This is a genomic window from Ruegeria sp. CF8 (genome assembly GCF_056537285.1).
The window spans coordinates 331,693-354,400 of the sequence record NZ_JBQFRG010000005.1; the positions used below are offsets into that span (position 1 = coordinate 331,693).

21 protein-coding genes and 1 pseudogene are annotated in these 22,708 nt (G+C 56.8%); 7 read left to right on the top strand and 15 right to left on the bottom strand.

The genetic code is table 11. From position 1 onward, the window contains the following. Window positions 1-59: 59 nt before the first annotated feature. The 7 genes from addA to regB form a co-directional block, all read right to left on the bottom strand. On the bottom strand, window positions 60-3,416 hold the full coding sequence (gene addA, locus ACR0EV_RS14090) for a double-strand break repair helicase AddA (RefSeq protein WP_480800663.1): 3,357 nt from the start codon (window positions 3,414-3,416) through the stop codon (window positions 60-62). Beyond that, window positions 3,413-6,337 carry a double-strand break repair protein AddB gene (gene addB / locus ACR0EV_RS14095; RefSeq protein WP_480800664.1) on the bottom strand — a complete coding sequence of 975 codons (2,925 nt, stop codon included), beginning with the start codon at window positions 6,335-6,337 and terminating at the stop codon, window positions 3,413-3,415. The genes addA and addB overlap by 4 nt, the downstream gene beginning before the upstream one ends. Beyond that, complete coding sequence (locus ACR0EV_RS14100; protein WP_480800665.1) at window positions 6,330-7,016, bottom strand: nucleotidyltransferase family protein; 687 nt, start codon at window positions 7,014-7,016, stop codon at window positions 6,330-6,332. The genes addB and ACR0EV_RS14100 overlap by 8 nt, the downstream gene beginning before the upstream one ends. Next, window positions 7,013-8,017: an aminoglycoside phosphotransferase family protein gene (locus ACR0EV_RS14105; RefSeq protein ID WP_480800666.1), complete on the bottom strand. Its 1,005-nt coding sequence runs from the start codon at window positions 8,015-8,017 to the stop codon at window positions 7,013-7,015. The genes ACR0EV_RS14100 and ACR0EV_RS14105 overlap by 4 nt, the downstream gene beginning before the upstream one ends. Beyond that, window positions 8,014-8,487: a tRNA (adenosine(37)-N6)-threonylcarbamoyltransferase complex ATPase subunit type 1 TsaE gene (gene tsaE, locus ACR0EV_RS14110; RefSeq protein ID WP_480800667.1), complete on the bottom strand. Its 474-nt coding sequence runs from the start codon at window positions 8,485-8,487 to the stop codon at window positions 8,014-8,016. The genes ACR0EV_RS14105 and tsaE overlap by 4 nt, the downstream gene beginning before the upstream one ends. Window positions 8,488-8,528: 41 nt before the next feature. Beyond that, window positions 8,529-10,034 carry a PAS-domain containing protein gene (locus tag ACR0EV_RS14115; protein ID WP_480800668.1) on the bottom strand — a complete coding sequence of 502 codons (1,506 nt, stop codon included), beginning with the start codon at window positions 10,032-10,034 and terminating at the stop codon, window positions 8,529-8,531. A gap of 66 nt (window positions 10,035-10,100) precedes the next feature. After that, window positions 10,101-11,498 (bottom strand): sensor histidine kinase RegB, encoded by a 1,398-nt coding sequence (regB, locus tag ACR0EV_RS14120; RefSeq protein ID WP_480800669.1) that lies wholly within the window; start codon window positions 11,496-11,498, stop codon window positions 10,101-10,103. Between the two features lie 91 nt (window positions 11,499-11,589). On the opposite strand from regB, the gene ACR0EV_RS14125 reads away from it, so the two are divergent. Together ACR0EV_RS14125 and ACR0EV_RS14130 are read left to right on the top strand one after the other, a co-directional pair. After that, window positions 11,590-12,216 carry an SCO family protein gene (locus ACR0EV_RS14125; RefSeq protein WP_480800670.1) on the top strand — a complete coding sequence of 209 codons (627 nt, stop codon included), beginning with the start codon at window positions 11,590-11,592 and terminating at the stop codon, window positions 12,214-12,216. Between the two features lie 80 nt (window positions 12,217-12,296). Beyond that, on the top strand, window positions 12,297-12,851 hold the full coding sequence (locus ACR0EV_RS14130) for an ActR/PrrA/RegA family redox response regulator transcription factor (RefSeq protein ID WP_050604676.1): 555 nt from the start codon (window positions 12,297-12,299) through the stop codon (window positions 12,849-12,851). A gap of 51 nt (window positions 12,852-12,902) precedes the next feature. Here the strand turns inward: ACR0EV_RS14130 and ACR0EV_RS14135 are convergent, their stop codons facing one another. Beyond that, complete coding sequence (locus tag ACR0EV_RS14135; protein ID WP_480800671.1) at window positions 12,903-13,427, bottom strand: CHAP domain-containing protein; 525 nt, start codon at window positions 13,425-13,427, stop codon at window positions 12,903-12,905. A 214-nt stretch (window positions 13,428-13,641) separates the two neighbouring features. On the opposite strand from ACR0EV_RS14135, the pseudogene ACR0EV_RS14140 reads away from it, so the two are divergent. After that, a pseudogene (locus ACR0EV_RS14140) lies at window positions 13,642-13,719 on the top strand (two-component system response regulator); the annotation flags it as partial. A gap of 50 nt (window positions 13,720-13,769) precedes the next feature. Here ACR0EV_RS14140 and ACR0EV_RS14145 read toward each other — a convergent pair. Together ACR0EV_RS14145 and ACR0EV_RS14150 are read right to left on the bottom strand one after the other, a co-directional pair. Further along, window positions 13,770-14,492 (bottom strand): SGNH/GDSL hydrolase family protein, encoded by a 723-nt coding sequence (locus ACR0EV_RS14145; protein WP_480800672.1) that lies wholly within the window; start codon window positions 14,490-14,492, stop codon window positions 13,770-13,772. A gap of 38 nt (window positions 14,493-14,530) precedes the next feature. Continuing rightward, window positions 14,531-15,124, bottom strand: coding sequence for an HD domain-containing protein (locus tag ACR0EV_RS14150; RefSeq protein WP_480800673.1), 594 nt, complete (start codon window positions 15,122-15,124; stop codon window positions 14,531-14,533). A 206-nt stretch (window positions 15,125-15,330) separates the two neighbouring features. On the opposite strand from ACR0EV_RS14150, the gene ACR0EV_RS14155 reads away from it, so the two are divergent. The 4 genes from ACR0EV_RS14155 (at window position 15,331) to ACR0EV_RS14170 (ending at window position 18,386) form a co-directional block, all read left to right on the top strand. Beyond that, a complete protein-coding gene (locus tag ACR0EV_RS14155; protein ID WP_480800674.1) occupies window positions 15,331-15,645 on the top strand; it encodes a hypothetical protein in 315 nt (104 codons plus the stop codon). Between the two features lie 105 nt (window positions 15,646-15,750). Then, window positions 15,751-17,139 carry an adenosylhomocysteinase gene (ahcY, locus tag ACR0EV_RS14160; RefSeq protein ID WP_480800675.1) on the top strand — a complete coding sequence of 463 codons (1,389 nt, stop codon included), beginning with the start codon at window positions 15,751-15,753 and terminating at the stop codon, window positions 17,137-17,139. A gap of 13 nt (window positions 17,140-17,152) precedes the next feature. Next, window positions 17,153-17,902 (top strand): extensin-like domain-containing protein, encoded by a 750-nt coding sequence (locus ACR0EV_RS14165; protein WP_480800676.1) that lies wholly within the window; start codon window positions 17,153-17,155, stop codon window positions 17,900-17,902. Between the two features lie 142 nt (window positions 17,903-18,044). Beyond that, on the top strand, window positions 18,045-18,386 hold the full coding sequence (locus ACR0EV_RS14170; protein WP_480800677.1) for a DUF2853 family protein: 342 nt from the start codon (window positions 18,045-18,047) through the stop codon (window positions 18,384-18,386). A 214-nt stretch (window positions 18,387-18,600) separates the two neighbouring features. Here the strand turns inward: ACR0EV_RS14170 and ACR0EV_RS14175 are convergent, their stop codons facing one another. From ACR0EV_RS14175 to tsaD, 5 genes are all read right to left on the bottom strand, one after another. After that, entirely contained in the window at window positions 18,601-19,779 is a 1,179-nt protein-coding gene (locus ACR0EV_RS14175; RefSeq protein WP_480800678.1) for a hypothetical protein, read from the bottom strand. A 163-nt stretch (window positions 19,780-19,942) separates the two neighbouring features. After that, complete coding sequence (locus tag ACR0EV_RS14180) at window positions 19,943-20,365, bottom strand: EVE domain-containing protein (protein WP_480800715.1); 423 nt, start codon at window positions 20,363-20,365, stop codon at window positions 19,943-19,945. Continuing rightward, on the bottom strand, window positions 20,365-20,634 hold the full coding sequence (locus ACR0EV_RS14185; RefSeq protein ID WP_480800679.1) for a YciI family protein: 270 nt from the start codon (window positions 20,632-20,634) through the stop codon (window positions 20,365-20,367). Before ACR0EV_RS14185 ends, ACR0EV_RS14180 begins: the two co-directional genes overlap by 1 nt. Next, entirely contained in the window at window positions 20,635-21,597 is a 963-nt protein-coding gene (locus ACR0EV_RS14190; RefSeq protein ID WP_480800680.1) for an NAD(P)H-dependent glycerol-3-phosphate dehydrogenase, read from the bottom strand. Continuing rightward, on the bottom strand, window positions 21,594-22,691 hold the full coding sequence (gene tsaD, locus ACR0EV_RS14195; RefSeq protein ID WP_480800681.1) for a tRNA (adenosine(37)-N6)-threonylcarbamoyltransferase complex transferase subunit TsaD: 1,098 nt from the start codon (window positions 22,689-22,691) through the stop codon (window positions 21,594-21,596). Before tsaD ends, ACR0EV_RS14190 begins: the two co-directional genes overlap by 4 nt. Window positions 22,692-22,708 lie beyond the last annotated feature (17 nt).

Sequence of the window (22,708 nt, forward strand, 5' to 3'; positions counted from 1 at the left end):
TTCTGTCTCCTGAATGGGGTAAACTCGGAAACAGAACGTAGGTGCCACATCGGGTAAGGTCAAGATATCCGAGCGCGGGTCAGGGCATCCGTCACAAGATCGTGTGGCAACCACATGAGGTTCGCGGTTCGGGTCCACAGAATGGCGGTTCGGATGCTGCGGTCAGGATAGATCTGAGAAAGCGCCTGCGCATAAGCCCCCATTTGGCGTAACAGGCCCTCAGGGCAGTCTTCAACACGATTTGGAACAGTCGCATTTGTTTTGAAATCAATGACTTGCACGTCTGTGTCCGAAACGATCAGCCGGTCGATGACCCCATGCATGCGCTGCCCATTCAAATCTGCGGTTACTGGAACCTCGGCCAGAGTTTCAGGTACAAAAATATTCCTAAGTGGTTCTGCCGTCAGAACTTGTGTGACTTCGGTCAAAAGCTCTTTCCGGTCTATGTCTTGCATATCCGGTAGCAGTCGGGCGCAAAGCTCTGGCCACATATCCGGTTCAGCTATCGGCAAGTGCTCCAACAGCAGATGCAGACGTGTTCCGCGCAGTTTTGCAGCGTCTTCATCCAAACCGGCGTCACCGGGTAACGCCTTGGCACCGCCCAGATCCGAGGGGCTGAGCGTGCTTGCGGATTCAATGGGGTCAGGTGCCGGATGTAGAAATATGTCTGGTAACGCGAACCGTTCAGTCGCCAATTGTGGTTGTTCGACTAAAGGCAGCGCATCCCAATCCCCGTGAGACAAGCGGCGGATATTGGAACCCGGCAGTGGCGCGGCCCCGGCCCTCTCCATCGCCGCCTCGACCATTTGGTACCAGCTATTGCCATCTTTCCCCAATTCGCCGGCCGCGGCCACGACTAACCACTTTTCCGCCCGTGTTAGAGCCACATATAGCAGCCGGAGCCGTTCATTTTCCTCACGCGTACGCGCTTCTTCCCGCGCCTGTGCGATTAGATTGGGCGAGACATCTGCCGAGACTTTCCACAGCGGAATGCCTTTGGTCACCATGATCTCGGCATCGCGCGGTGCCTGGCGTTTGCCGGTATCCGGGAGGATCACGATCGGAGCCTCAAGACCCTTTGAGCCATGCACGGTCATCACGCGGATCATGTTGCCCACACCGCTCATCTGCCGTTTGATTTCCAGATCGTCGGTCTGCATCCAGACCAAAAAACCAGTCAAGCTGGGGATATCGGTGCGCTCATAGGCCAGCGCCTGAGACAGCAACGCGTTGATGCCGTCTTCCGCTTCGGCCCCCAGGCGGCCCAGCAGTTTGCGCCGCCCGTCATGGCGGGTCAGAATGCGCTCGATCAGGTCATAGGGGCGCAAAAAATCGATCTGACTGCGTAGATCGTTCAAAATGGCAAGCGTTTCGGGAAACTCTTCAGCACGGTTGCGCAGCGCGGCCCAGAGGAATTGCTCCTGCCGCCGGTGCGCCAGATCGAAAAGCTGCTGTTCGGACCATCCGAACAAGGGGGATTTCAGAACCGTTGCCAGCGACAGGCTGTCTTCGGGCGTGGCCAGAAAGCTCAGCAGCGCGGCCAGGTCTTTTACTGCCAGTTCAGCGCCCACCTTAAGCCGGTCGGCCCCGGCGATCGGCAGACCGGCAGATTTGCAGGCGCGGATGATTTCGGCAAAAAGATCCGAGCGCCGCTGCACGAGGATCAGGAAATCCCCCGGCTTCACCTTTCGTTTTACAAACGTGCCGTTTTTGCCATCCTCAGGGATCGTCTCACCCCGTTCGATCATGGCCTTGATCGACTGTGCAACCTGCTCGGCCAGAATGACGGTATGGTGTCGCGCACCAGGGCGATCCACCGGATCGGTCCAGTCACCTTCCTCGGCCTCTTCGACCTTTTCCACGATGGGCCAAAGATCAACCCGGCCCGGTAGGTCAGCTTTGAAAGCGCGGTGCAGGCTGTCCTTGTGAAACCCAGCTTCGATTCGGTTTTCAAACAGAATATCGACCAAAGACAGGATCGCGCTGGAGGATCGGAACGAGTATTCCAAGGTCATATCCCACAGTTTAGAGTCTGATTCAGCCAGTTTCCGGCCAAACTCTTCCTGCATTCTGTCAAACGCCTGCGGGTCCGCGCCCTGAAAGGAATAGATCGACTGTTTCTTGTCGCCAACCACAAAAATAGTGCGTTCAACCCCGGATCGGGCCCCTTCCCCGCTGGTGAATTCCTGCGCCAGTTTCTCGACCACGTCCCATTGGTCCGGACTGGTGTCCTGTGCTTCGTCCACCAGAATATGGTCGATGCCACCGTCCAAGCGATACAGAACCCATTCGGCCACCGCCGGGTCATTCAGCACCTGCCGCGCGCGCAAGATGAGGTCATCGAAATCCAGCCACCCGCGCAATTGTTTGCGTCGCTCGTACTCTGGCAGAAACGCGGCAGCAAATCGGTGCAGTACGGCGGTTTTCTGCGCCGCGACCAAGGCTAGGCGCTGTTCACGCGCGGCCTCGACCCGCAGCATGAAGGATTCCAATTGTGGCAGCCGATCGGCCAGTTCTCCCTCACGCAGGGGTTTGGTTGGAAAACCATTGATCTTGGCGGTGAAAGGCTCTTTTGCGCCTTTTCCGGTCAGCAACACGCCTTCCAGCATAGGCAGATATGCCAATCGGGCCTCAGTGAACCCGGCCAGCTTCGCCGCCGCCTTGGCATTGTTGCCGCCGCTTTCAGTCAAAGCTGGCAGCATGGACTGGATCAGTTCGACCTCTCCACCCAGAAACACCCGCCCGGCCAGGGCCGTTTCGTCAAAGCCTTCCGGAAGATCGAACCGATTCAACAACTCAGACCAGCCCAATGGCTTTGCAAACAGGTTGCGCCTGTGCGTGATCGCGGCGGTCAATTTGTCAAAGCCCGCATCGGTCACGAACCGCGCCACATCTTCAATCAACCCGGCCTGCGCGCCTTCGGCGAAATCCTCGACGATTTCTTCCTGCAAAAGCGCCGCTGCACGGTCTTCCATCTCAGAGAACTGTGGGCTGACGCCAGCCTCCAGCGGGAACCGCCGAAGCAATGAGGCGCAGAACGAGTGAATGGTCTGGATTTTTAGACCACCCGGCGTTTCGATGGCGCGGGCAAACAATGTGCGTGCTTGCGCCAGCCTGCCTGAGTTGATGTCGCCAGGCACGCCCAGATCGGTCAATTGCTCTAACAGAGAAACATCATCCAGCATTGCCCACTCACCAAGCCGATCGAACAATCTGTTCTGCATCTCACTTGCGGCCGCCTTTGTGTAGGTCAGGCACAGAATGTGCTGCGGTTGAACCCCGCCCAGTAGCAGACGCGCCACGCGGTCGGTCAGAACCCGCGTTTTACCGGACCCCGCATTGGCCGCCAGCCAGGTAGAAGCATCCGGGCGCGCGGCCTGTACCTGCCTTTCGGTTGCGTCGTTTCGCAGGCTCATTTCAGGTCCTCAGGGCAAGTTTCAGCGGTTCGGTCCCATTCGCCGAACCGTGCCAGATGATCATAGTCACCGACATCCGTATCCTTGTGCAGCATCCGACGAGATGAGAACCCCTGATTAGGCTCTAAATATGCCGAAATCAGCTCTTTCAACTCAGCCAGAACTTTGTCGGTGGGTTCTTTACTCAAGGGTGCGGCGACTTCTTTGTAACTGCCGCCCATGCCGATGAAGATGGCTTCGGCCACGTCTATGGGGTCAATGCCTTCGATACCGCCCTGCTCGGCCATTGCGGCTTCGATCAGTAGCTGTTTGTCGAATTTGGATTGCTGACTTTCCGTGGGCGGCGCGCCGGTTTTGTAATCGATGATCCGCAGCGCGCCCCGGCTGTTGCGATCAATCCGGTCCGCACGTCCGACGATGGTGAAATCCAGAGGGTTCAGCACCAGTTTCATTGCTGCTTCAAACGCCACCGGCCCGCCATCACCCCGCCGCGAGAGTTCGGCGCTTAGGAAGTCATCCGCGATCCGCTCCAACCGAGCCAGCCAGAGTTTACGGGCGGTGGGCCAGGCGACATGCTGTTCCAGAAGGCTGTGCGCCCGTTTCAAGAAATTCTCACGTGTCAGCAAAGCGCTGTCGAGAACGCTGTCTTTAACGAAATGCTCAAGGATTTCATGAATCACGATGCCCCGCAGCAAGGCATCGGGGGCCTGCACCAATGGGTCAAGCGGCTTCAAGCGCAGCACATGTTTGGCATAGACAGCATAAGGGTCGCGGATCAGCCGTTTGATTTCGGTCACCGACAAGCGACGTGGGCGTGCAGCGACCGGAGGGCGAGGCGACGGGCGATGCGCGGGTTCAATGCGCGGCGCTTCTTCCAAAGCTTCTGACCAGTCCAGCCAGCGCTGACCACGCGCACGCATCCCATCCAGAGCCTTGCGACCACCCTGCCCCGGCAACCCTTGCAACAGGTTTGTCAGCCGGTTGAGCCAGCGCGATGGCACCGTTTCCGCGTCATCCGACCGGGTAGCACGCGTCAGCCAGACCTCGGGCGCGCCGATGGCTTGCTGGAAATCATGTGCCGACAGGCCGATCCGGCGTTCGGGCAGCAGCAACCCGGCTTTATCGCGCATCTGACGGTTCAGCCAAGGATCGGGTGCCGGGGCCTCGGGCCAGCTTCCTTCGTTCAGCCCGCCAAGGATCAGCAGGTCGGCGCCTTGTACTCGTGCCTCAAGCGTACCCCATATCATGATGTGCGGGTGCGGGGCGTCCCTGTCGCGTACCTCTTCACCGGCAAGCAAGGCGCCCAGCAGGTCGGCAAAATCATGGGCCGTCATCGGGCCACCATGCTGCGCTTCATCTCTGAGAGAGTTCACGACTGCCTGCGCCTTTTGACCTGCGTTTTTGTCCCATAGTGTGCCGGTTTCACCTGTACTGCCAGCCGAGATCGCTTCGGCCAGTGTAGTCAGCCGGTCTACCCAGTCGGACAGGTGCAGCTCGCCGCTGATTTGCTGGTCGCAAAAGTGATGTACGACCCATTTGACCCAGCTTTCAGGTGCTTCTTTGCGGATCGCAAATGCCGTCAGGCTGATACTGTCGGGGAATGGCGGGCCATGGCGGCGAAGGTCCAGTTCCAGATCACGCGTATGCAACAGATGAGTGCCACGCTCACTCCCGTCATGGCACAGCGGGTGTTTCAGCAGCGTCAGCAACGCCTCGCCTTCAAGGCGGCGCGTGAACAGGTTGGCCACATGGCGCAGAAAACGACCGGGCGGCGAGAGTTGCAGAGGCAAGCCCGCACTGTCATCCGGAAGGATATTCCAGCGATCCAGTGCCGCGCTGACCTGACGGGTCAACATGCGATCCGGTGTGATCAAGGCAGCGGTTTGACCGTCTTCAGCGGCTTGTCGCAGGCGCAAGGCGATGGCCAAAGCTTCGGCGCGGGGCGATTGCGCCTCGACCAGGGTCAGGTCTTTGGTTGCACCCTCCAGGTCGGTCAGTTCAGGCCCTTCGGTCATCCAGGCGTCAGTTACGGGTGCCGGGCGTAAAGCAAGTGAAACCAAACGGTTGCGTGCGGGTGAGGGCGAGGACAAGTCAGTCCATGCAGCAACCTGATCAGGCGCAAGTTCCAGCGTGCGCATCAGTTTGCGGAACCGGTATTGTGGGTGGTCTTCCGATGTCAGTGCATCGTCCAACCCCTGCCAAACGTGAACGGGCTGGTCGAAATCATAACCCGGCAGGACCAAGGCCCCTTGAGGCAAACGCGCGATGGCCTCCATCAACATAAGCGTTGTTCCGCGCGACCCGGTAGAGCCTGCCAGAATGACCGGGTGCTGCGGAGGATTCTCCTGCCAGCGCGCAATCAGGTTTTCGACAACGTGGCGTTGGCGGGCTTGCGCATCCATCGCCTGCGCGCCGGTGTCGATGAAATGATCGGCAATGCCGATGAAAGCCTGCGCCCGCGCCCAATGCCCGGACATGTCGCTGACATCCAACTGCCGGATGGCCTCGGGCGACACACCTTCACCCTGCATCTCATCAATGAGGGCCGCCAAACTGTCCGAGAGGTCGAAGACCGAAGAGCGCGCCGCCAGATCCGGTTGCTGTTCCAGCAGTTTGGCCACCAGCTGCGTGAGTTCCAGACGTCGCCGCAGGGGTGGAATGGCTGGAGGAACCTGCGCTAAATCAACGCTTTCCCCCAAATCCGTGACCAAAGAAAGACGTGGCAGCAGACAGGGCGACCCTTGATTGAACAACGCGCGGACCCGCCGTTCCATGCGCCGTGTGTTCAGCACCAATTCCACCCGCGCCAAGGCTTCCGGCGGGCCGGAGCAGTGCTGCCACAGGCCATCCACCAATGCTTTCGGGAAATCTGTGCCAGGCGGCACAGCAAAGACGCGGGGCAGGGTGCTGGGTTCAAACATCAGCCAGCAGACCTTCGGCCAGGGCGATCCCTTCGGGGCGACCAACGTCACACCATCGCCCCGGATACTCAATGGCAAACAGGCGGTTTTGATCGTGCATCTTGTTCCAAAGCAAGTTTAGCGAGAACGCGGATTGCGGGAACGCGTGCAGTCCATCCGTTTTGAGAATCTGAGCACCCCCATAGACCAAACCCGGCCCGCGCGTGATACGCCCGTCCGCGTCGGCCGAGAAATCTCCGTCCCCCGTGTGACCAATGGTTTGGGCTATTGGGACACACATCAAAAGCGCATCCATACGAGTCGGATCCCACGCTTTTTGCAACATAGTCAGAGGGTTAGGACCAGACCAGATGGCGTCGGTGTTCAGCGTGAAAACGGGGTCGGTGCCCAACAAGGGCAGGGCGGCCCGTAATCCGCCGCCGGTTTCCAGTATCTCTGGCTCTTCGTGTGAGAGTATCACCCCTTTGGGGTTTAGATGCGCATGCAGCTGATCGGCATGGTAATGCACGTTCGCCACGATGCGCACAGGGTCAAGTTCGTAAACAAGATCCAGCGCGTGATCGATCAGGGGGCGCCCGCACACATCGATCAACGGCTTGGGACGGTCTTTGGTCAAAGCGCCCATGCGCGTGCCAAACCCTGCTGCAAACAGCATCACTGCAAAGGGCGAACCGGTCATCGTGCCCTCAGCTTGTTCAGGTTTTCAGGGGTTGGGCTGGGCAAAGCCTCGTGCAGCAACGGTGCGATCGACACCAAGGCCGGATGATCTAGGTCGCGCATCAGATGGTCCCAGACCGCTGGTATCATGTCCGCGTAGTGCGGTTTGCCAAAGTCCGTGGCAAGGCGTGCGAACACACCTAAAATGCGCAGGTTCCGTTGTGCGCCCAGCACGCTGTAAGCGGTGCGAAAATCGTGATCGTCCATGCCAGAGGCCGCAATATACCGATTGATCATCTGCATCTCGACCCCGGGAGAGACCTTGCGGCGAATGTCCTGCAGCAAGGAAACCAGATCATAGGCGGGATGCGCCAGAACGGCTGATTGGAAGTCCAGAAGGCCAACACGCTTCAGCCCGTCGCGTTCCGGCAACCAAATCAGGTTTTCCGCGTGATAGTCCCTGAGCGCGACCACTTTCGCACCTGATGTTTCACGGTGCAGGACATCCGCGAAACGGTGCTCAAACCGGCTTAGCGCACGAGTGTCGAAATCCCCCAAAACTCCGGCCGCGTAACTTGTAAAGGCCAGCGTGCACAGTTCGGTCATCAGCGGCGGATCAAAGGATGTCAAAGACAAAGAAGGTCCTTGATGCAGGTGCAGCAAAACGTCTGTTGCCGCTTCATACAAAACACGCTCCTTCGAAGGATCCTTTGCCAGCACTCGGCTGAAAAGATCGTCACCCAGATCTTCCAGCAACAGAAAGCCGTATTGTGCATCTTCTGCGTAGATCTCGGGCGCGCTCAGACCAACCGAACGCAGGTAATTACCGACGCGCACAAAGTCCTCGACGTCCTCGCATTTTTCAGGTGGCGCATCCATCAAAACAGCCGTTTGTCCGCTGGCCTCGTCGGTCAGCCGTTCGTAGCGGCGGTCCGAAGCGTCGCCCGCCAGCGGTGCACGGGTGGCGTCGGCCCATTGGGTTTGAGCAATCAGGGCTTCGGCAAGGACCGTCCTGTTTGTCATCCGAAGCTCTCCAGTTTCTTTGTCCATTTCGGATCAAGCCATGACAGGGTCATATGGCGCAAATCTTCAGTGTTAGGGTCAGTTTCAAAGGTCAGTTTCAAAGCTGTATCTGGGGTAAGTGTCCCAAGTTTGTCAGGCCACTCGACAAGGCAGATAGCGGTTTCGAAAGCGTCAATCAGGCCCAGTTCCTCAACCTCGTCTACCGCACTCAAACGATAGAGATCGCTGTGCCAGATTTCACCAATCGGTGTATCGTAGACCTGAACCAAGGTAAACGTGGGTGAGGGGACATCTTCGGGCTCGGACATGAGCGACTGAATAAGCGCGCGCGCAAAATGCGTCTTACCGCTGCCGATCTCACCTTCCAACAACACAACATCGCCCGATTGCAGGTTTGCACCAAAGCGCATGGCGAAATTGGCGGTTTCTTCGGGGGATTGAAACGTAAAGGATCGCGGCTGTGTCGTCATGGCGCCACAATGGCCTTGCGTCTGACGGGCTGCAACCCGGTTCAGGCGCTGATCTGTTCTATCTGCCGGATTTGCGACGTGGCTTCAGAAAAAGAAAAGCGAACTATGGTTGCACCGTTATGGAGCGGAGTGACCGTGCATTGAACAGGGGTACCGGATCTGAGATGTATTTCAGCAGTCCATTCCGCCCGATCATCATGCATTTCCAAGAAGTCCCTGATCTCACCCAGGATCGGGGTCGCAAGGCAGAGATCCTGCCAGCGTCGTGTAACATCTGTGGCGGTATCAGTCTGAAAACCCGCGTCTTCCGTGTCACCCCAAAGTCTTTGATACGCGTAGTTGGTCAATGCCAGGGTGCCGTCATCTGCAAACACGGCAATTCCGTCTGCAAGCTTGTCCAATATGGACTGCATAAGGTCCATTTCGGACCGAAAGCGGCGCGTCAGGGTGATCTCGGCTGTGATGTCCTCAAATAAAAACGCCACGGCCCCGTCGGGATGTGGTCGACCACTGACCGAATAGACCGAACCGGATGGGAGCGACCATGTCTCGTGATAGTTTCCGTCTTCTGCTGCTTCGAGAAGGTCATTCATCTGGCGCCGCCAACTGCGATAATTCTTGGGCTCGGGCATCATGTGCTGATCCCGCAGGCGGTCGAAAAAGCTGCTCAGACTCGGACGACAGCTTAGAAAATCTGGTGGCAGGGTGGTCAGGTCGATCAACGCCGGATTGAACAGGGCAAGCTGCCGGTTGCGATCAAAAATGGCCAAGCCGATTGAAAGCTGCGCAAAGGTCTTGGTCATCGTCTGGACAAACTTGCGCTGGGCGGTTTCTGCTTGGACGATGGCGTTGATGTCGACGGCATAACACAGGTGGCCGGACGCGTGCTCTACCTGAGTCAGATCGAACCAAAGCTTGTTACTGCTGCCTGAAACTTCGACAGATACTCTGGTTTTTCCAACGGATCGTTCTTCGGGCGTTGAGGGGAATAAGGGGTCGGTCAGGTCGGCGTCCTGATCGCGTGCTTTGCGGACGAGTGTGACATAGGCGGCGTTGCACCATTGGACCCGGTTGTTCTGACCCAGCAGCCAAACTGGGTATGGGGCCTGATCCATGGCCAGCCGGGTTGGATCGTTCTGCGCTTCTGACCCCGCGGGCTTGGCCTTGGCAGCTTCACGCAGGCGGACACGGACAATTCCGTCAATCCACTCGCAAAGAACATCGCGCTCGACAGTACAGTCGATAGGAGACACCACAACATATCCCTTATCGCGTACAGCACCCGGAGATTCCGGAAAGGTCGGGAAATCCCTTTGTAGCAATCGGCGCAAGTCGGTCCAGTTTCTCACATGTTCGAAACCTGCCAGGGCGATGTCGGAATGGCTGATCAGCCGTTCTTCGTCGAACAGAAATACCGCGTCAAACAATGAGGTGTTTGAAAACAGCCCAAATGCATGATCCCTTTGCGCACGTCGCGGTAAGAGCCACTGAACGGCAAAACAGCCCGAGACAATGCTGATCGCGGCCAAAATGATCCAATCAGCCATTGTGTTCCCCAAAGCAGACCCCAACCCGCTTGGACTATGAGCAGGATTGGTTAACGGTCTCTTAACTCACACCTGAATGCGTTCGTTCAGACCCGATGGGACAGGCGTATCGCCTTTTTGTGCGTCAATCAGCTTGCGTGGCCAGGACACTTTGACAATGGCACCTTTGCGGGCGGGGTCGTCAGTCAGGCGTTGATAGGGATCAGCGCCATTGGCGAACTCCAATTCGGCACCGCTGCGTTCCAGCAAGGTCTTGGCGATGAACAGGCCAAGGCCCATGCCCTCATATTCCGGACGGGCCTTCTGGTCCGTTTCAGCCCGCCTGCGCCGCATAAATGGATCACCGATGCGACCAATCATATGAGACGGATATCCGCGTCCGTCGTCCATAATGCTGACGGTGATAAGGTTGTCGGTCCATTCAGCCTCGACCCAGACATTGTACCGTGCAAAATCCACTGCATTCTGAATCAGGTTTCGCAATCCGTGGATGATTTCGGGCTTTCGCAGGATCGAGGGCTGTTGCAAATCCCCGTCCTGCGCCGGCCCTTCGTAAAAGTGGACCTCTTTGCCGCGGCCGACATGTGGTTCTGCGGCTTCGTTCACCACGGTCGAAAGCGGGGCCTGTCGCAAATGAAGATCGTCCTTACCAGCCCGGCCCATGTCCCTCAAGATGTCCCGGCACCGGTCGGCCTGTTCGCGGATCAAAGCGGCGTCTTCCTTGAGATCTGGGTGGTCATCCAGTTCCTCGATCAGTTCTGCACTGGTCAGTTTGATTGTTGCCAGCGGCGTGCCCAACTCGTGCGCAGCGGCGGCAACAACGCCCCCGAGGTCAGTCAGCTTTTGTTCACGCGCCAATGCCATATGCGTCGCAGCCAATGCTTCGGACATGGATTGAACTTCCGAGCTGACGCGGTGGGAGTAGGCTCCGATAAAGACGATAGCGATGACAATCGCGGCCCAATTGCCGAACAGCAGGATATCCGGAATATCCAAAACAAGCCCCAGGCTGGTGCGCAGCGGCAGATGGAACTCGGCCAGCAGGGTTGTCAGCACAATCGCCACTGCGCCAACGATCAGGGTCGAACGCGTGCTCATGACATTTGCGGAAATCGTGACTGGTCCCAGCAGTAAAAGTGCAAACGGATTGTTCAGCCCACCGGTTAGGTACAGCAAAATGGACAGCTGCAAGAGGTCAAACAGAACCATCAAAAAGTTCTCAAACTCGGTCAGGCGCTTGTTCTGTGGGAACAACAGGATGGCTGTCAGATTGCCCATAACCGAAATACCGATGGCCAGATAGCACAAGCCCAGTTGCAACTGCACATCGTAATATTGCTGGGCAACGGTAATGGCTGTGAATTGGCCAATGATGGCCACCCACCGCAACAGGATCAGAGTGCGCAGGCGAATCCAGCTGCTCCGTTCCTGGCCGCGCCAAAAAGTCTGGTTGGATTCTGCCATCGGTTCCTTATGTCCTGTTGCAAAGGCTGATCATCTTGATAGGTGTCCCGGCCGAAACGATCAACAACGCCCTTGTGACCGGAACGCTGAAATGACCCGTCTATACGCAATTCTCGCAACTGTTGTATTGGCAATTGGCCTTGGGGCCATGTGGCTTCTGACGCGCGGCAGCGGTTCTGAAGACCAGTTTGCGCAATGCCGGTCCAGCCAGATCGCAGGGGGATCGGCCACTATCGGCGGGCCGTTTGAGCTGGTCAATGGCAAGGGCGAAACGGTGACTGACGCAGATGTGATCACCGAGCCGACGTTGGTTTATTTCGGCTACACGTTCTGCCCGGATGTCTGTCCTTTTGACATGTCGCGCAATGCCGACGCCGTGGATATTCTGGCCGAGCGTGGATATTCCACGACGCCGCTGTTCATTTCAATCGACCCCGAACGTGACACGCCAGAGGTGGTGGCTGACTATGCCTTCAACCTAGGCGGCAAGACCATCGCGCTGACCGGTTCGCCCGAGCAAGTGAAGGCGGCAAGCAAGGCTTACAAGACCTATTACAAGGCGCATGACAAAAGCGACGAGTATTATTTGGTCGATCACTCCACCTTCACATATCTGGTCACGCCCGAGCATGGTTTTCTTGAATTTTTCAAGCGCGATGACACGGCCGAGCAAATGGCGGACAAGGTCGGATGCTTTTTGGATCAGTCCGCTTCGTAACAAGGTTGTTTGACCTTTGTTCCCGCGCTGCTATTACTCATGTTCAAGCCAACGGCATGAAATAGCAGAAAGACCTAAGTATGGCAGACAGTTCTCAGCTTGATATTGGCCCTGATAAATCACTGCTTCTGGTGGATGATGACGAGCCGTTTCTGAGACGTTTGGCCAAGGCCATGGAAAAGCGTGGGTTCGAAGTTGAAACCGCCGGATCCGTCGCAGCAGGCCGCGCTATTTCCACTGCACGCCCACCGGCTTATGCCGTGGTTGATCTGCGGCTTGAGGATGGTAACGGCCTGGACGTGGTTGAAGTGCTGCGTGAAAAACGCCCGGACAGCCGGGTTGTGGTTTTGACCGGATACGGCGCAATCGCAACTGCCGTGGCCGCCGTGAAGATCGGCGCGACGGACTATCTGTCCAAACCCGCCGATGCCACTGATATTACCAATGCTCTGCTAGCTAAGGGCGATGAGCTTCCCCCGCCACCTGAAAACCCCATGAGCGCGGACCGCGTGCGCTGGGAACACATTCAGCGGGTTTACGAGCTGTGTGATCGGAACGTCTCAGAGACGGCGCGACGGTTAAACATGCACCGCAGGACGTTGCAGCGGATTTTGGCAAAGCGCAGTCCCAGATAGAGAAAATCCTTTGGGTTCGATCCGATCAGGGTCCTCTTTGGAGGATCCCAATTAGGGCTGACCGTCGGGATTCGGATAAATGAACCCGTTCACCGGGTACAAGCTGCCATACTGACCCGGAAGGCTTTCGACACGAACCAGTGTCCAGTCATTGTTTTTGGACACGTCTCTGACGCCCATCTTCAATGACACTTTGTTGCGGTGCCAATTGGCGTGGTTCACGATGACTTCCCGCTCGGTGACAACATCGGATACGACAGCCACATGGCCGAGTGGCATCCCGCGTGTTGCCCGAAACGACATGACTGAACCAACAACCGGTTCGCTGCCCCGATCAAACGCACTGCGCGCCTTGCCCCACCAATCCTTGGCGTTTCCACGAATTTCGATACCGCTGAGGTTGCGCGCATAGGGTACGCACCACACTCTTTGCCCGCGGGACTGCTTTTGCGAGACCTCGCGTAGCGCCATTAACTGACGATCCGGGTCGAGCTGCGCATCGGTTGGGCCATCGGCGCACGCAGAGATCAGGCTAAAGAACCCCACCGCAATCGCGGCTCGGGTTGTGCCGGACATGCGCGGCCAAGTCGTGTGTGTTTTGCGTATGCCTGTGTTCAAGAATCTTCACTGCCCATTCGAAGACATGTGAGTTTTAGGGGTAACGTACGGGCTGTGAAAAGAGGTCTGTAAATACGCGGCAAGATTTCGCCGGTTCTCTGTTGCATCGTTCAGACAATAGCGGGTCCCGAAGACGACTAAAAAACCAAAGTGGTTAATACTGAGCTTGGGCAGTTTGTCCGAGACGACACGATGTCTGAACATGCATCGCCGGACGTTGCAGTGGATTTTGGCAAAGCGCAGCCCGCGTAAAGGGCGTCTTTGTCTTAGTACAAAGATCAAAGCGCCTACTGATCTTGGTCACGGTTGATTTGATTGGCACGGAACGTGATTACAAAGCTGTCTGGTGAGATGCGCGTACCCGAGTGCATTGGGATGCAAACCGTCTGATGTCCAGTCGCTGATGTTTTCACCATATTCAAGCGGCGGTGCGAGAAAAGTGCAGTTCTTCATTTTTGAACATGCTTGTTGTGCAGCTGCGTTGAAAGCGGATCGGAATGCCTCGTTCTCGGGCGTCCAGGGTGCGCCTTTAACGGGCAGAACAGCGCGCCAGATCAACGTGTTTGCGGGTGCAAAACTGTCCGCAAGCTGCGCGACATAGACTGGCACCTCTTCTATGGGCGTGTTGGTCATTGCATCATTGACACCGATCCCCAGATACCAGACCGGAATATGTGCAATGAGTTCCGGGTTAACCCTTGCAATCAGACCCGGCGTAGTGTCACGGCTGATCCCCAGATTCAGAGAGTTTTTGACCACGTTACTGGTCAGCCACCCTTCAATGATGGAATCGCCGATAAAAGCGATTTGAATATCGGGTGAAGCCAATGCCTGAGAAATTGGCCGTTCGTGCAACCAAACCATGCGCTTGTAGTGATCGGTTTCAGTTACGGGAACGGATGCCCCGCTGAATTTGCGGACCGTTTTTGAAAGGTACCCGGTTTTGATCAAAACGGCAGCAAGAGCCAGAAACAGAACCAGATTGGCAAGCAGTAGAAGCCGGTTTCCAGTCTGTTTCTTCATCTCTTTATCACCATCTTTTTTGTCGCTCGCACCGCCTGCTACAGATGTGACAGCAGGTCTTCATGCCGCGCGGTAAAGGCTTGCCGCACCTCGATTGGCGGGCGCAAGGTAATCGTCAATCCTTCCATCACCGATTTGTCGGGACGACCAAAAAACTTGGTGGCCTCGGCCTCTGAAAACCCGGCAATCTGCGTTGCTTCCATCCAAGCGCTTATCTTGTCGGCCTTCTTAATCTGTCGTTTCACCGTCTTCGGTACCTCAGCTGGCAACCCGAAACGTATATGGATTGCTGCTGCCAAGCGGTCATCCAGCGCGCCATAATCCGGTCCGACGGCGGATTTGACGGGTGAAATCATATCTCCGATCACATATTCCGGCGCATCGTGTAACAGGGCCGCCAATCGCCATTTGATGGGGGCTTTGGGCGCAATTCGACCGAAAATCTCTTCGACCAGCAGGGAATGTTCGGCCACTGAATAGGCAAAATCACCATTTGTTTGCCCGTTCCAGCGCGCAACAAAGGCCAATCCGTGCGCGATATCTTCGATCTCGATATCCACTGGGGTCGGGTCCAGCAGGTCAAGCCTGCGGCCTGACAGCATGCGCTGCCATGCTCGGGGTCGTGTTGCCATTTTGCCATGCCTTGTGAAGTCGGACACATAAAAATCGTATTTTTCTGCTATGATGTACCTGTCAGGATCACTTGCTGCCAACGTTTTCTTGAGCGTTCGTGCTTTGAAACATCACCACTCGATCCCGACATTAAAACCGAGGGGGGCACACGCTTCTCCCGGTGTGCTCCTCTCACAAGCGAAACGCGAAATGAAAGGAGTTTGCCATGTTCAAGCGTTTGTTCGCCATAGCATTGACTTTTGGTATGGCTGCCACAGCCCCGCCCGCTTTTGCCCAAAACTGCGCAGAGCGCGAAGCGATCATCACAAAGTTGCAGGATAGCTACGCCGAGGAATTGGCCTTTGGCGGTCTGCAAAAGACGCGCGGTGCGCAATCGGTGATGGAGGTTTGGACCTCAAAGGAAACCGGTAGTTATACCGTTCTGGTCACCAATGCGAATGGCATCAGCTGTATTGTTGCTGTTGGTACGGATTTTTTTGAAGCAATACCCAAGATTAAAATTGATGGTACCCCAAGCTGACACAGGCCCATACCCTTCGGTTTTAACTCATCGACATTGCCACCTGCCCCAATGAATGTTAGGGGCAGCCGGGACTGAGTAAAACCGGAAAAAATGGAGCGCCTGATGGCCGGGGACTATATCGTTAAGGACATTTCACTGGCCGGATTCGGCCGCAAGGAATTGGACATTGCTGAAACCGAAATGCCGGGGCTGATGTCCCTGCGTGCGGAATACGGCGAAAGCAAGCCACTGAAAGGTGCGCGCATCGTTGGATCGCTGCACATGACCATCCAGACAGCAGTTCTGATCGAAACTCTGGTTGCGCTGGGCGCGGATGTGCGCTGGGCCTCGTGCAACATCTTCTCGACCCAGGACCACGCGGCAGCGGCAATTGCCGAGGCCGGTATTCCGGTCTTTGCGATCAAGGGCCAGACGCTGGAAGAGCATTGGGATTACTTGGACAAGTCTTTCTTGTTCGACGAAGGCCCGAACATGATCCTGGACGATGGCGGCGACGCAACACTGTACATCCTGCTGGGTGCTCGTGCTGAGGCGGGTGAGGACATTATCCCTGTTCCGGGTTCGGAAGAGGAAGAGGTGATCAAGAAACAGATCGCCAAGCGTATGGCAGCAAGCCCCGGCTGGTTCACCAAGATGCGCGACCAGATTCAGGGTGTGTCTGAGGAAACCACCACCGGTGTGAACCGCCTGTATCAGCTGGTAAAAGATGGCCACCTGCCGTTCCCTGCGATCAACGTGAACGACTCGGTCACCAAGTCGAAGTTTGATAACAAATACGGCTGTAAGGAATCTCTGGTTGACGGCATCCGTCGCGCCACCGACACCATGATGGCCGGTAAGGTTGCTGTTGTGTGCGGTTACGGAGACGTGGGCAAAGGCTCGGCAGCATCGCTGCGCGGTGCCGGTGCCCGTGTGAAAGTCACCGAAGTTGATCCGATCTGCGCGCTTCAAGCGGCGATGGATGGGTTTGAAGTGACCCTGCTGGAAGATGAAATCGCCAACGCGGACATCTTCATCACCACCACCGGCAACAAGGACGTGATCCGCATCGAGCATATGCGCGCGATGAAGGATATGGCGATCGTCGGCAACATCGGTCACTTCGACAACGAAATTCAGGTCGCCAGCCTGAAGAACCACAAATGGACCAACATCAAAGAACAGGTAGACATGATCGAGATGCCCTCGGGCAATCGCATCATCCTGTTGTCCGAGGGCCGTCTGCTGAACCTTGGCAACGCCACCGGCCACCCTTCGTTCGTGATGTCGGCATCCTTCACCAACCAGGTTCTGGCACAGATCGAACTGTTCACCAAGGGCGACCAGTACGAAAACAAGGTCTACATCCTGCCCAAGCATCTGGACGAGAAAGTGGCGCGTCTGCACCTGGATCGCATCGGCGTGAAGTTGACCCAGATGGACGCAGATCAGGCCGCGTATATCGGTGTGAAACCGGAAGGCCCCTACAAGCCGGAACACTACCGCTACTAATCGCTGTCTGACGATGACGCAGACTTCTGGACGCCGCCGGTTTTTGTACTCGGCGGCGTCTTTCATTTTCAGGCTGGCGGTCGTGGTGATCCTGCTGGGCGGAGGGGGATGGTGGCTGTTGGCGCATCCTGAAACACCTGTGCCATCACATTGGAATCCATTGCGTGATCTGAAAATCAGCGCGCCGGTGACGCCGGTAACAAAATGGCATTTGAACCGCGCACTGACGCATGAGGCGCAATGCCGTGCTGCTTTGTCCGAGGCGGGTGTGCAATTTCACGCGATGGAGGATCTGGTCGTCGATCAGAATTGCGGCATCAGCGGTCGGGGTTTGCTGTCGCAACTGGTAACGGCGCGGATGGAGCCTGTGGAAACCAGCTGTGCCACCACCTTGCGTCTGGCCATGTGGGAACACCACGTCGTGCAACCCGCGGCGCGCGACCTGTTGGGAACCGACATAACCCGACTGCGCCATATCGGCAGCTATAACTGTCGCCGTATGCGCACAGCGCAGGGTGAAAACAGCGGGTGGAGCAGTCACGCGCGCGCAGACTCCATCGACATTATTGGAATGGATACTGCGGATGGCCGGGTGCTGAACTTGCTGTCTGACTGGCAAGGTACAGAACCAGAATCCGTTTTTCTGCGCGAGATATGGCGCGGGGCTTGCGGGTGGTTTCGCGTCGTTCTTGGCCCTGATTTCAATCGTTTGCACGCAGACCATTTCCACCTGCAAGGTCCCGGTTGGGGATACTGCCGTTAGACCCTTCGGCGACTAGTGTTCCACCTCTGATTTTTGGGGGGAGAAATCGCAGGTTTTTTTCCTTTTGGAATATCCGTGGACGCGGCTACTCTTCCGGCCATCGGTGATGATTGCCGGATTTATGGATTAAGGAGACTGGGACATGGGCAAGCGCGACGAGCTGATCGCCAAGTACGCTGAAGATTTGAAAAGCAAATGTGGGATGGACCCCGATATGGATCTGTTGACCAAGGTCACCATCGGTTGCGGTCCGGCGATCTATGACGCAGATGCGGCAACAGTTGCAGCAAGCCAGGACTCCGAACTGGAAACAGTAAAGAACAACTTTCTGATCAAGAAGCTGGGTTTGTCCGACGGGCCCGAGTTGATGGAAGGTATCAACAAAGCCATGGAAACCTATGGCATGTCCGAGCGCAACAAATACCGCGCGGTGGTCTATTACATGCTGACCAAGCATTTTGGCAAAGAAGCCGTTTACGGCTGATTATTCGTAAAATTCATGCAACGCCCGTCTTTTTCGGCGGGCGTTTCGTATTTGATTTGTAGTTTAAATATTTGGTGTTTGAACCACAGCCAGCGGTTGGGCTAGGTTCAAACTGTGACCAGGACGGTCAGAACCAGACATTTCTATACGCGTGTGGTGAGTAGGGAGCACGCGGGGGTAGGGAAGGTTCTGCATCGTCGGAACCTTCCCTCATTTATTGTCTTAACTCATTGAGAATGCGGTCTATAAAGGTGTCGAAGCTTGTCGGCTGCCTGGCGGAATTGCGGTTTGCGCCTCCACCTGCGCCAGCTAGGTAAACCTCAATGCGTCCAGGGCGCGTTTTACTGCCCGAACCTGTGAAGTCCCGCGCGATACCGCCCAGAGCCTTGGCAGCGAGATTGGCGTTTTCGGCGTCAGCGGGGTGATAATACCGCACCTGTGTTTCTCTGATCCGATACCCGACGCGCGCCGTTGCAACTACATTCGCCTGGCTTTCGTTCAAAAGCTCGAATGCCCGGTCGCTGGTGTCTTGCGAGACCCTTGCCGGAACGAACAAAGACACTTCAAGGTTGATCGGAGCTTTAGAGGATTGAAGTGGTTTTACTTCCGCGTAGCTCGGCGTCGCTGACAGCGTGATCTCTTTGGGCAGCGGGTCGAAGACGGCTTGTGTCGGTTGTAAAGAACTGCGCTTTCTTAGCGGGCTGGATTCGGGGTTTTGCGGTGCAACAGGGACCGAAAATGATACCTGCGTCGCAAGTTCCGCAGTATTTTCCGAAACAGGCTCAAGAGAAGCGGGAAGAAACACAGTTGGCGGAGCGAATGACGCCTCTAGTTCTTGCGCTGATGTTTCATCTGTATCTCTGCCAGGGGAAGCTGGCTTTTTCTCAAGAATCGGAGCCTGGATTGCTTCCTCAAGCGCGGGCGCAACCGGCTCCTCAGGAAATTGCTCGGCCGGTGCAGGTGCAGGTGAGAGTGTTTGATCCAGTGCAGGTTCGTCTAGGGGATCATTTGATTGCGCAACAGCGTTTTCGGTTGTGGATTGCCGGGTCTCGATCACCTTTGCGCCGGCCCAGTGCAACAAAGCCCCACAAAACACAGCGGCCACAATGATAGGGACCCGGCTTTTCGAAGGCGGTTTTCTGACTGGTTCATCCAAATGGAGAGAGCGCACCCGCTCGGACACGATCTCATCGATCTCTGCATCATCTGCGGGCGGTAGAAGGTCTGTTTCAGCTGGTTTCAAACGTGGTGGTTCACGCGCTTCGACCTTTCCGTCAGCCAGCACATCTGCACGCTTCTTGCGCGCCTCTTCTAGGCGCGCTTCCCAGGTTTTTGTGTTCTTCGCAGCAACGGCGTCTTCGAGAATCCCACTGCCGCCTTTAACGTCAGACATGGGGTCATACTTTCAAGAAAGACCGAATTTCATTCGAACACCACCAAGCGTCTGCGATTGAAAAAAAACCGCAGATGGCAAGCCCCCACCCGGCGAAGCCCAGAGAAACATAGCATTTTGTCGAGCGCTTGAGAAGTTTTGCGCCAGACACAAGGTTTGCACGTCAATCAGGCTGCGTGTCACCCAGTGCGCAAATCACCTTCCATTCGTCCTCAGTCACCGGCTGCACCGACAAGCGCGAGTTCTTGACCAGCACCATTTCAGCCAGACGTTCGTCCGCCTTGATCTGGTCCAGCGTCACCGGTTTGGCAAAGGGCCGAACTGCCTTGATGTCCACGCATTCCCATCGATCATCATCGGTAGTGCTATCCGGATGAGCTTCGGCGCAGACCTCGACGATGCCCACCACCGATTTGTCTTTTTGCGAGTGGTAAAAGAACCCGCGATCCCCAACGGCCATCTGACGCATGAAATTACGCGCCTGATAGTTTCGCACGCCATCCCATTCCTCGCCGCTTTCCCCCTTGGCGGTTTGCTGGTCCCAACTCCAGGTTGAAGGTTCGGACTTGAACAGCCAATACGCCATCAACCGATCACCTTTTTCCATGGAATCAGCTCAACCGACTGAAACAATCCCGCTTTGGCGTAAGGGTCATTGTCAGCCCAAACCTGCGCGGCGGCCGTGTCGGCGACGTCCAAAACGATCAGCGACCCGATCATAGCATCACCGTCCAGCAATGGGCCCGCCTGAGACACCACGCCCGTCTCTTCGATATACGCCAGATGGGCTGCGCGGTTGTCCAGCCTGGTTTGCAGCGCGTCGGGTTTGTCTTTGGCGATGAGAGCGATCAGCATTTATTCCTCCTTGAGGGGTCGATTGAGCAAGGTTTGAATGGCCTCAGACACACTGTATGCACCATGGCTCAGATCCGCCACCGTTGTGCTGATAGGCATGTCCAGCCCTTCTTTTGCGGCGATGTCCGACATGGCGCGCGCTGTGGCGACACCTTCGACTGTAGTTTGGCTGTCAAAGCTTTGGTTTAGACCCAAACTCAGGCCAAAACGGTAATTTCGGGACAAGTCAGACGAACATGTCAGAACGAGGTCGCCCAGTCCCGACAAGCCCATCAGAGTGTCCGGGTGCGCGCCTCGGGCCGTGGCGAATCGCTGCATTTCGACGAAGCCGCGGGTCAGCAACGCCGCGCGCGCACTGTCGCCCAATCCGGCCCCCATTGTCGCGCCGCATGCGATGGCCATAACGTTTTTGAGCGCACCGCCCAGCTCGGCCCCAACCGTGTCGGTCGTGCGATAAAGGCGCAGATTTGCAGTGGTCAATTCGGCTTGTAACGATTTGCCCAATTGGGCATCCATACATGCCAGTGTCAGCGCTGTTGGCAGGCCGCGTGCGATGTCGTCAGCAAAGCTGGGTCCAGTCAGCAGCGCGATGTCGGCAGTTGGTACAACGCTTTCAATCACGGCTATCGGCCCGAGGCCCGAGGACAGTTCAATCCCTTTGCAGCAAGCGACCAGCGTTTTGCCCTGCAACAGGGGTGCATGAGATATCAGAGCCTGACGCAGTTTCTGCATGGGAACAGCCAGCAAAAGCGTATCTGCTTCGCGTGCTATTTCGATATCTGCCGTTGCGGTGATGTTTGACGGCAATGCAACACCGGGCAGGCGTGCCTCGTTCTTTCGCGTCGTCTGAATTTGCTGAGCCTGATCCGCATCCCGCGCCCACAGCGTCACGGATCCATTGCTCGCCAATGAAATCGCCAGTGCGGTTCCAAATGCGCCAGAGCCCAGGACAGAAATGCTCATGCCTTGGCCCCTTTTTTGCCACTGCCAAGCATCGCCGGGCTGCGCTGATCCAATGGCCAACGGGGACGTGCGGTCAGGTCCAGACCATCACGCGCGCCGGTGCGAAAACGCTCCAGCCCGGCATAGGCGATCATGGCGGCATTGTCCGTGCACAAGGGCAGCGGCGGGGCCGTGAATCGCGTACCTTTTTCGGCACAAACAGTCTCTAACGCTGCGCGAATAGCCGAATTTGCTGCGACGCCTCCGGCTACAGCAATCACAGGTTCAGATGGGTTGAGGTCCAGATACTGGTCCATCGCGCGTCGGGTTTTCTCGGCCAATGTGTCCACAATCGACTGTTGAAACCCGGCACACAGATCGGCGCGGTCCTGACGGGTCAGCCCGCCCTTTTCCGCGACGATCTGGTCGCGCATCCGCATCAAAGCCGTTTTCAACCCCGAGAAGGACAGATCGCAACCGGGCCGGTCCCGCAGCGGCCGGGGAAAGCGAAAGCGCTTGGGATCCCCAGCGCGGGCCTCAGCTTCAACAGACGGACCACCGGGTTGTGGCAGGCCCAAAAGGCGCGCGGTTTTGTCGAAGGCTTCTCCGGGCGCGTCATCAATTGTGCCGCCAAGGCGCGTGAAATGCTCGGGTCCGTGAGCGATCAGGTATTGGCAATGGCCGCCGGAGACCAGAAGCATCAAATAGGGAAAGCTGATCCCGTCTGTAAGGCGCGGTGTCAGCGCGTGCCCGGCGAGGTGGTTAACGCCGATCAGGGGCAGGCCGGTCGCGGCACTCAACCCTTTGGCACACATGACGCCGGACATCACTCCGCCGATCAGACCCGGGCCGGCGGTCACGGCAATGGCGTCCATATCGCGCAGATTCAGGCCGGCGGACTCCAGCGCTTGTTTTACGCAGACGTCCAGCTTTTCCGCATGCGCGCGCGCTGCGATTTCGGGCACAACACCGCCATAGGCGCTGTGCAGATCGGTTTGACCATGTACGACCGACGACAGGATTTCAGCATCCGCACCTTCGGTTTGGCGCACAACGGCGGCAGCCGTGTCGTCACAGCTACTTTCCAAACCCAGCACGGTAAGTGTTTGCACCATCACCCTGATCCGTTGCA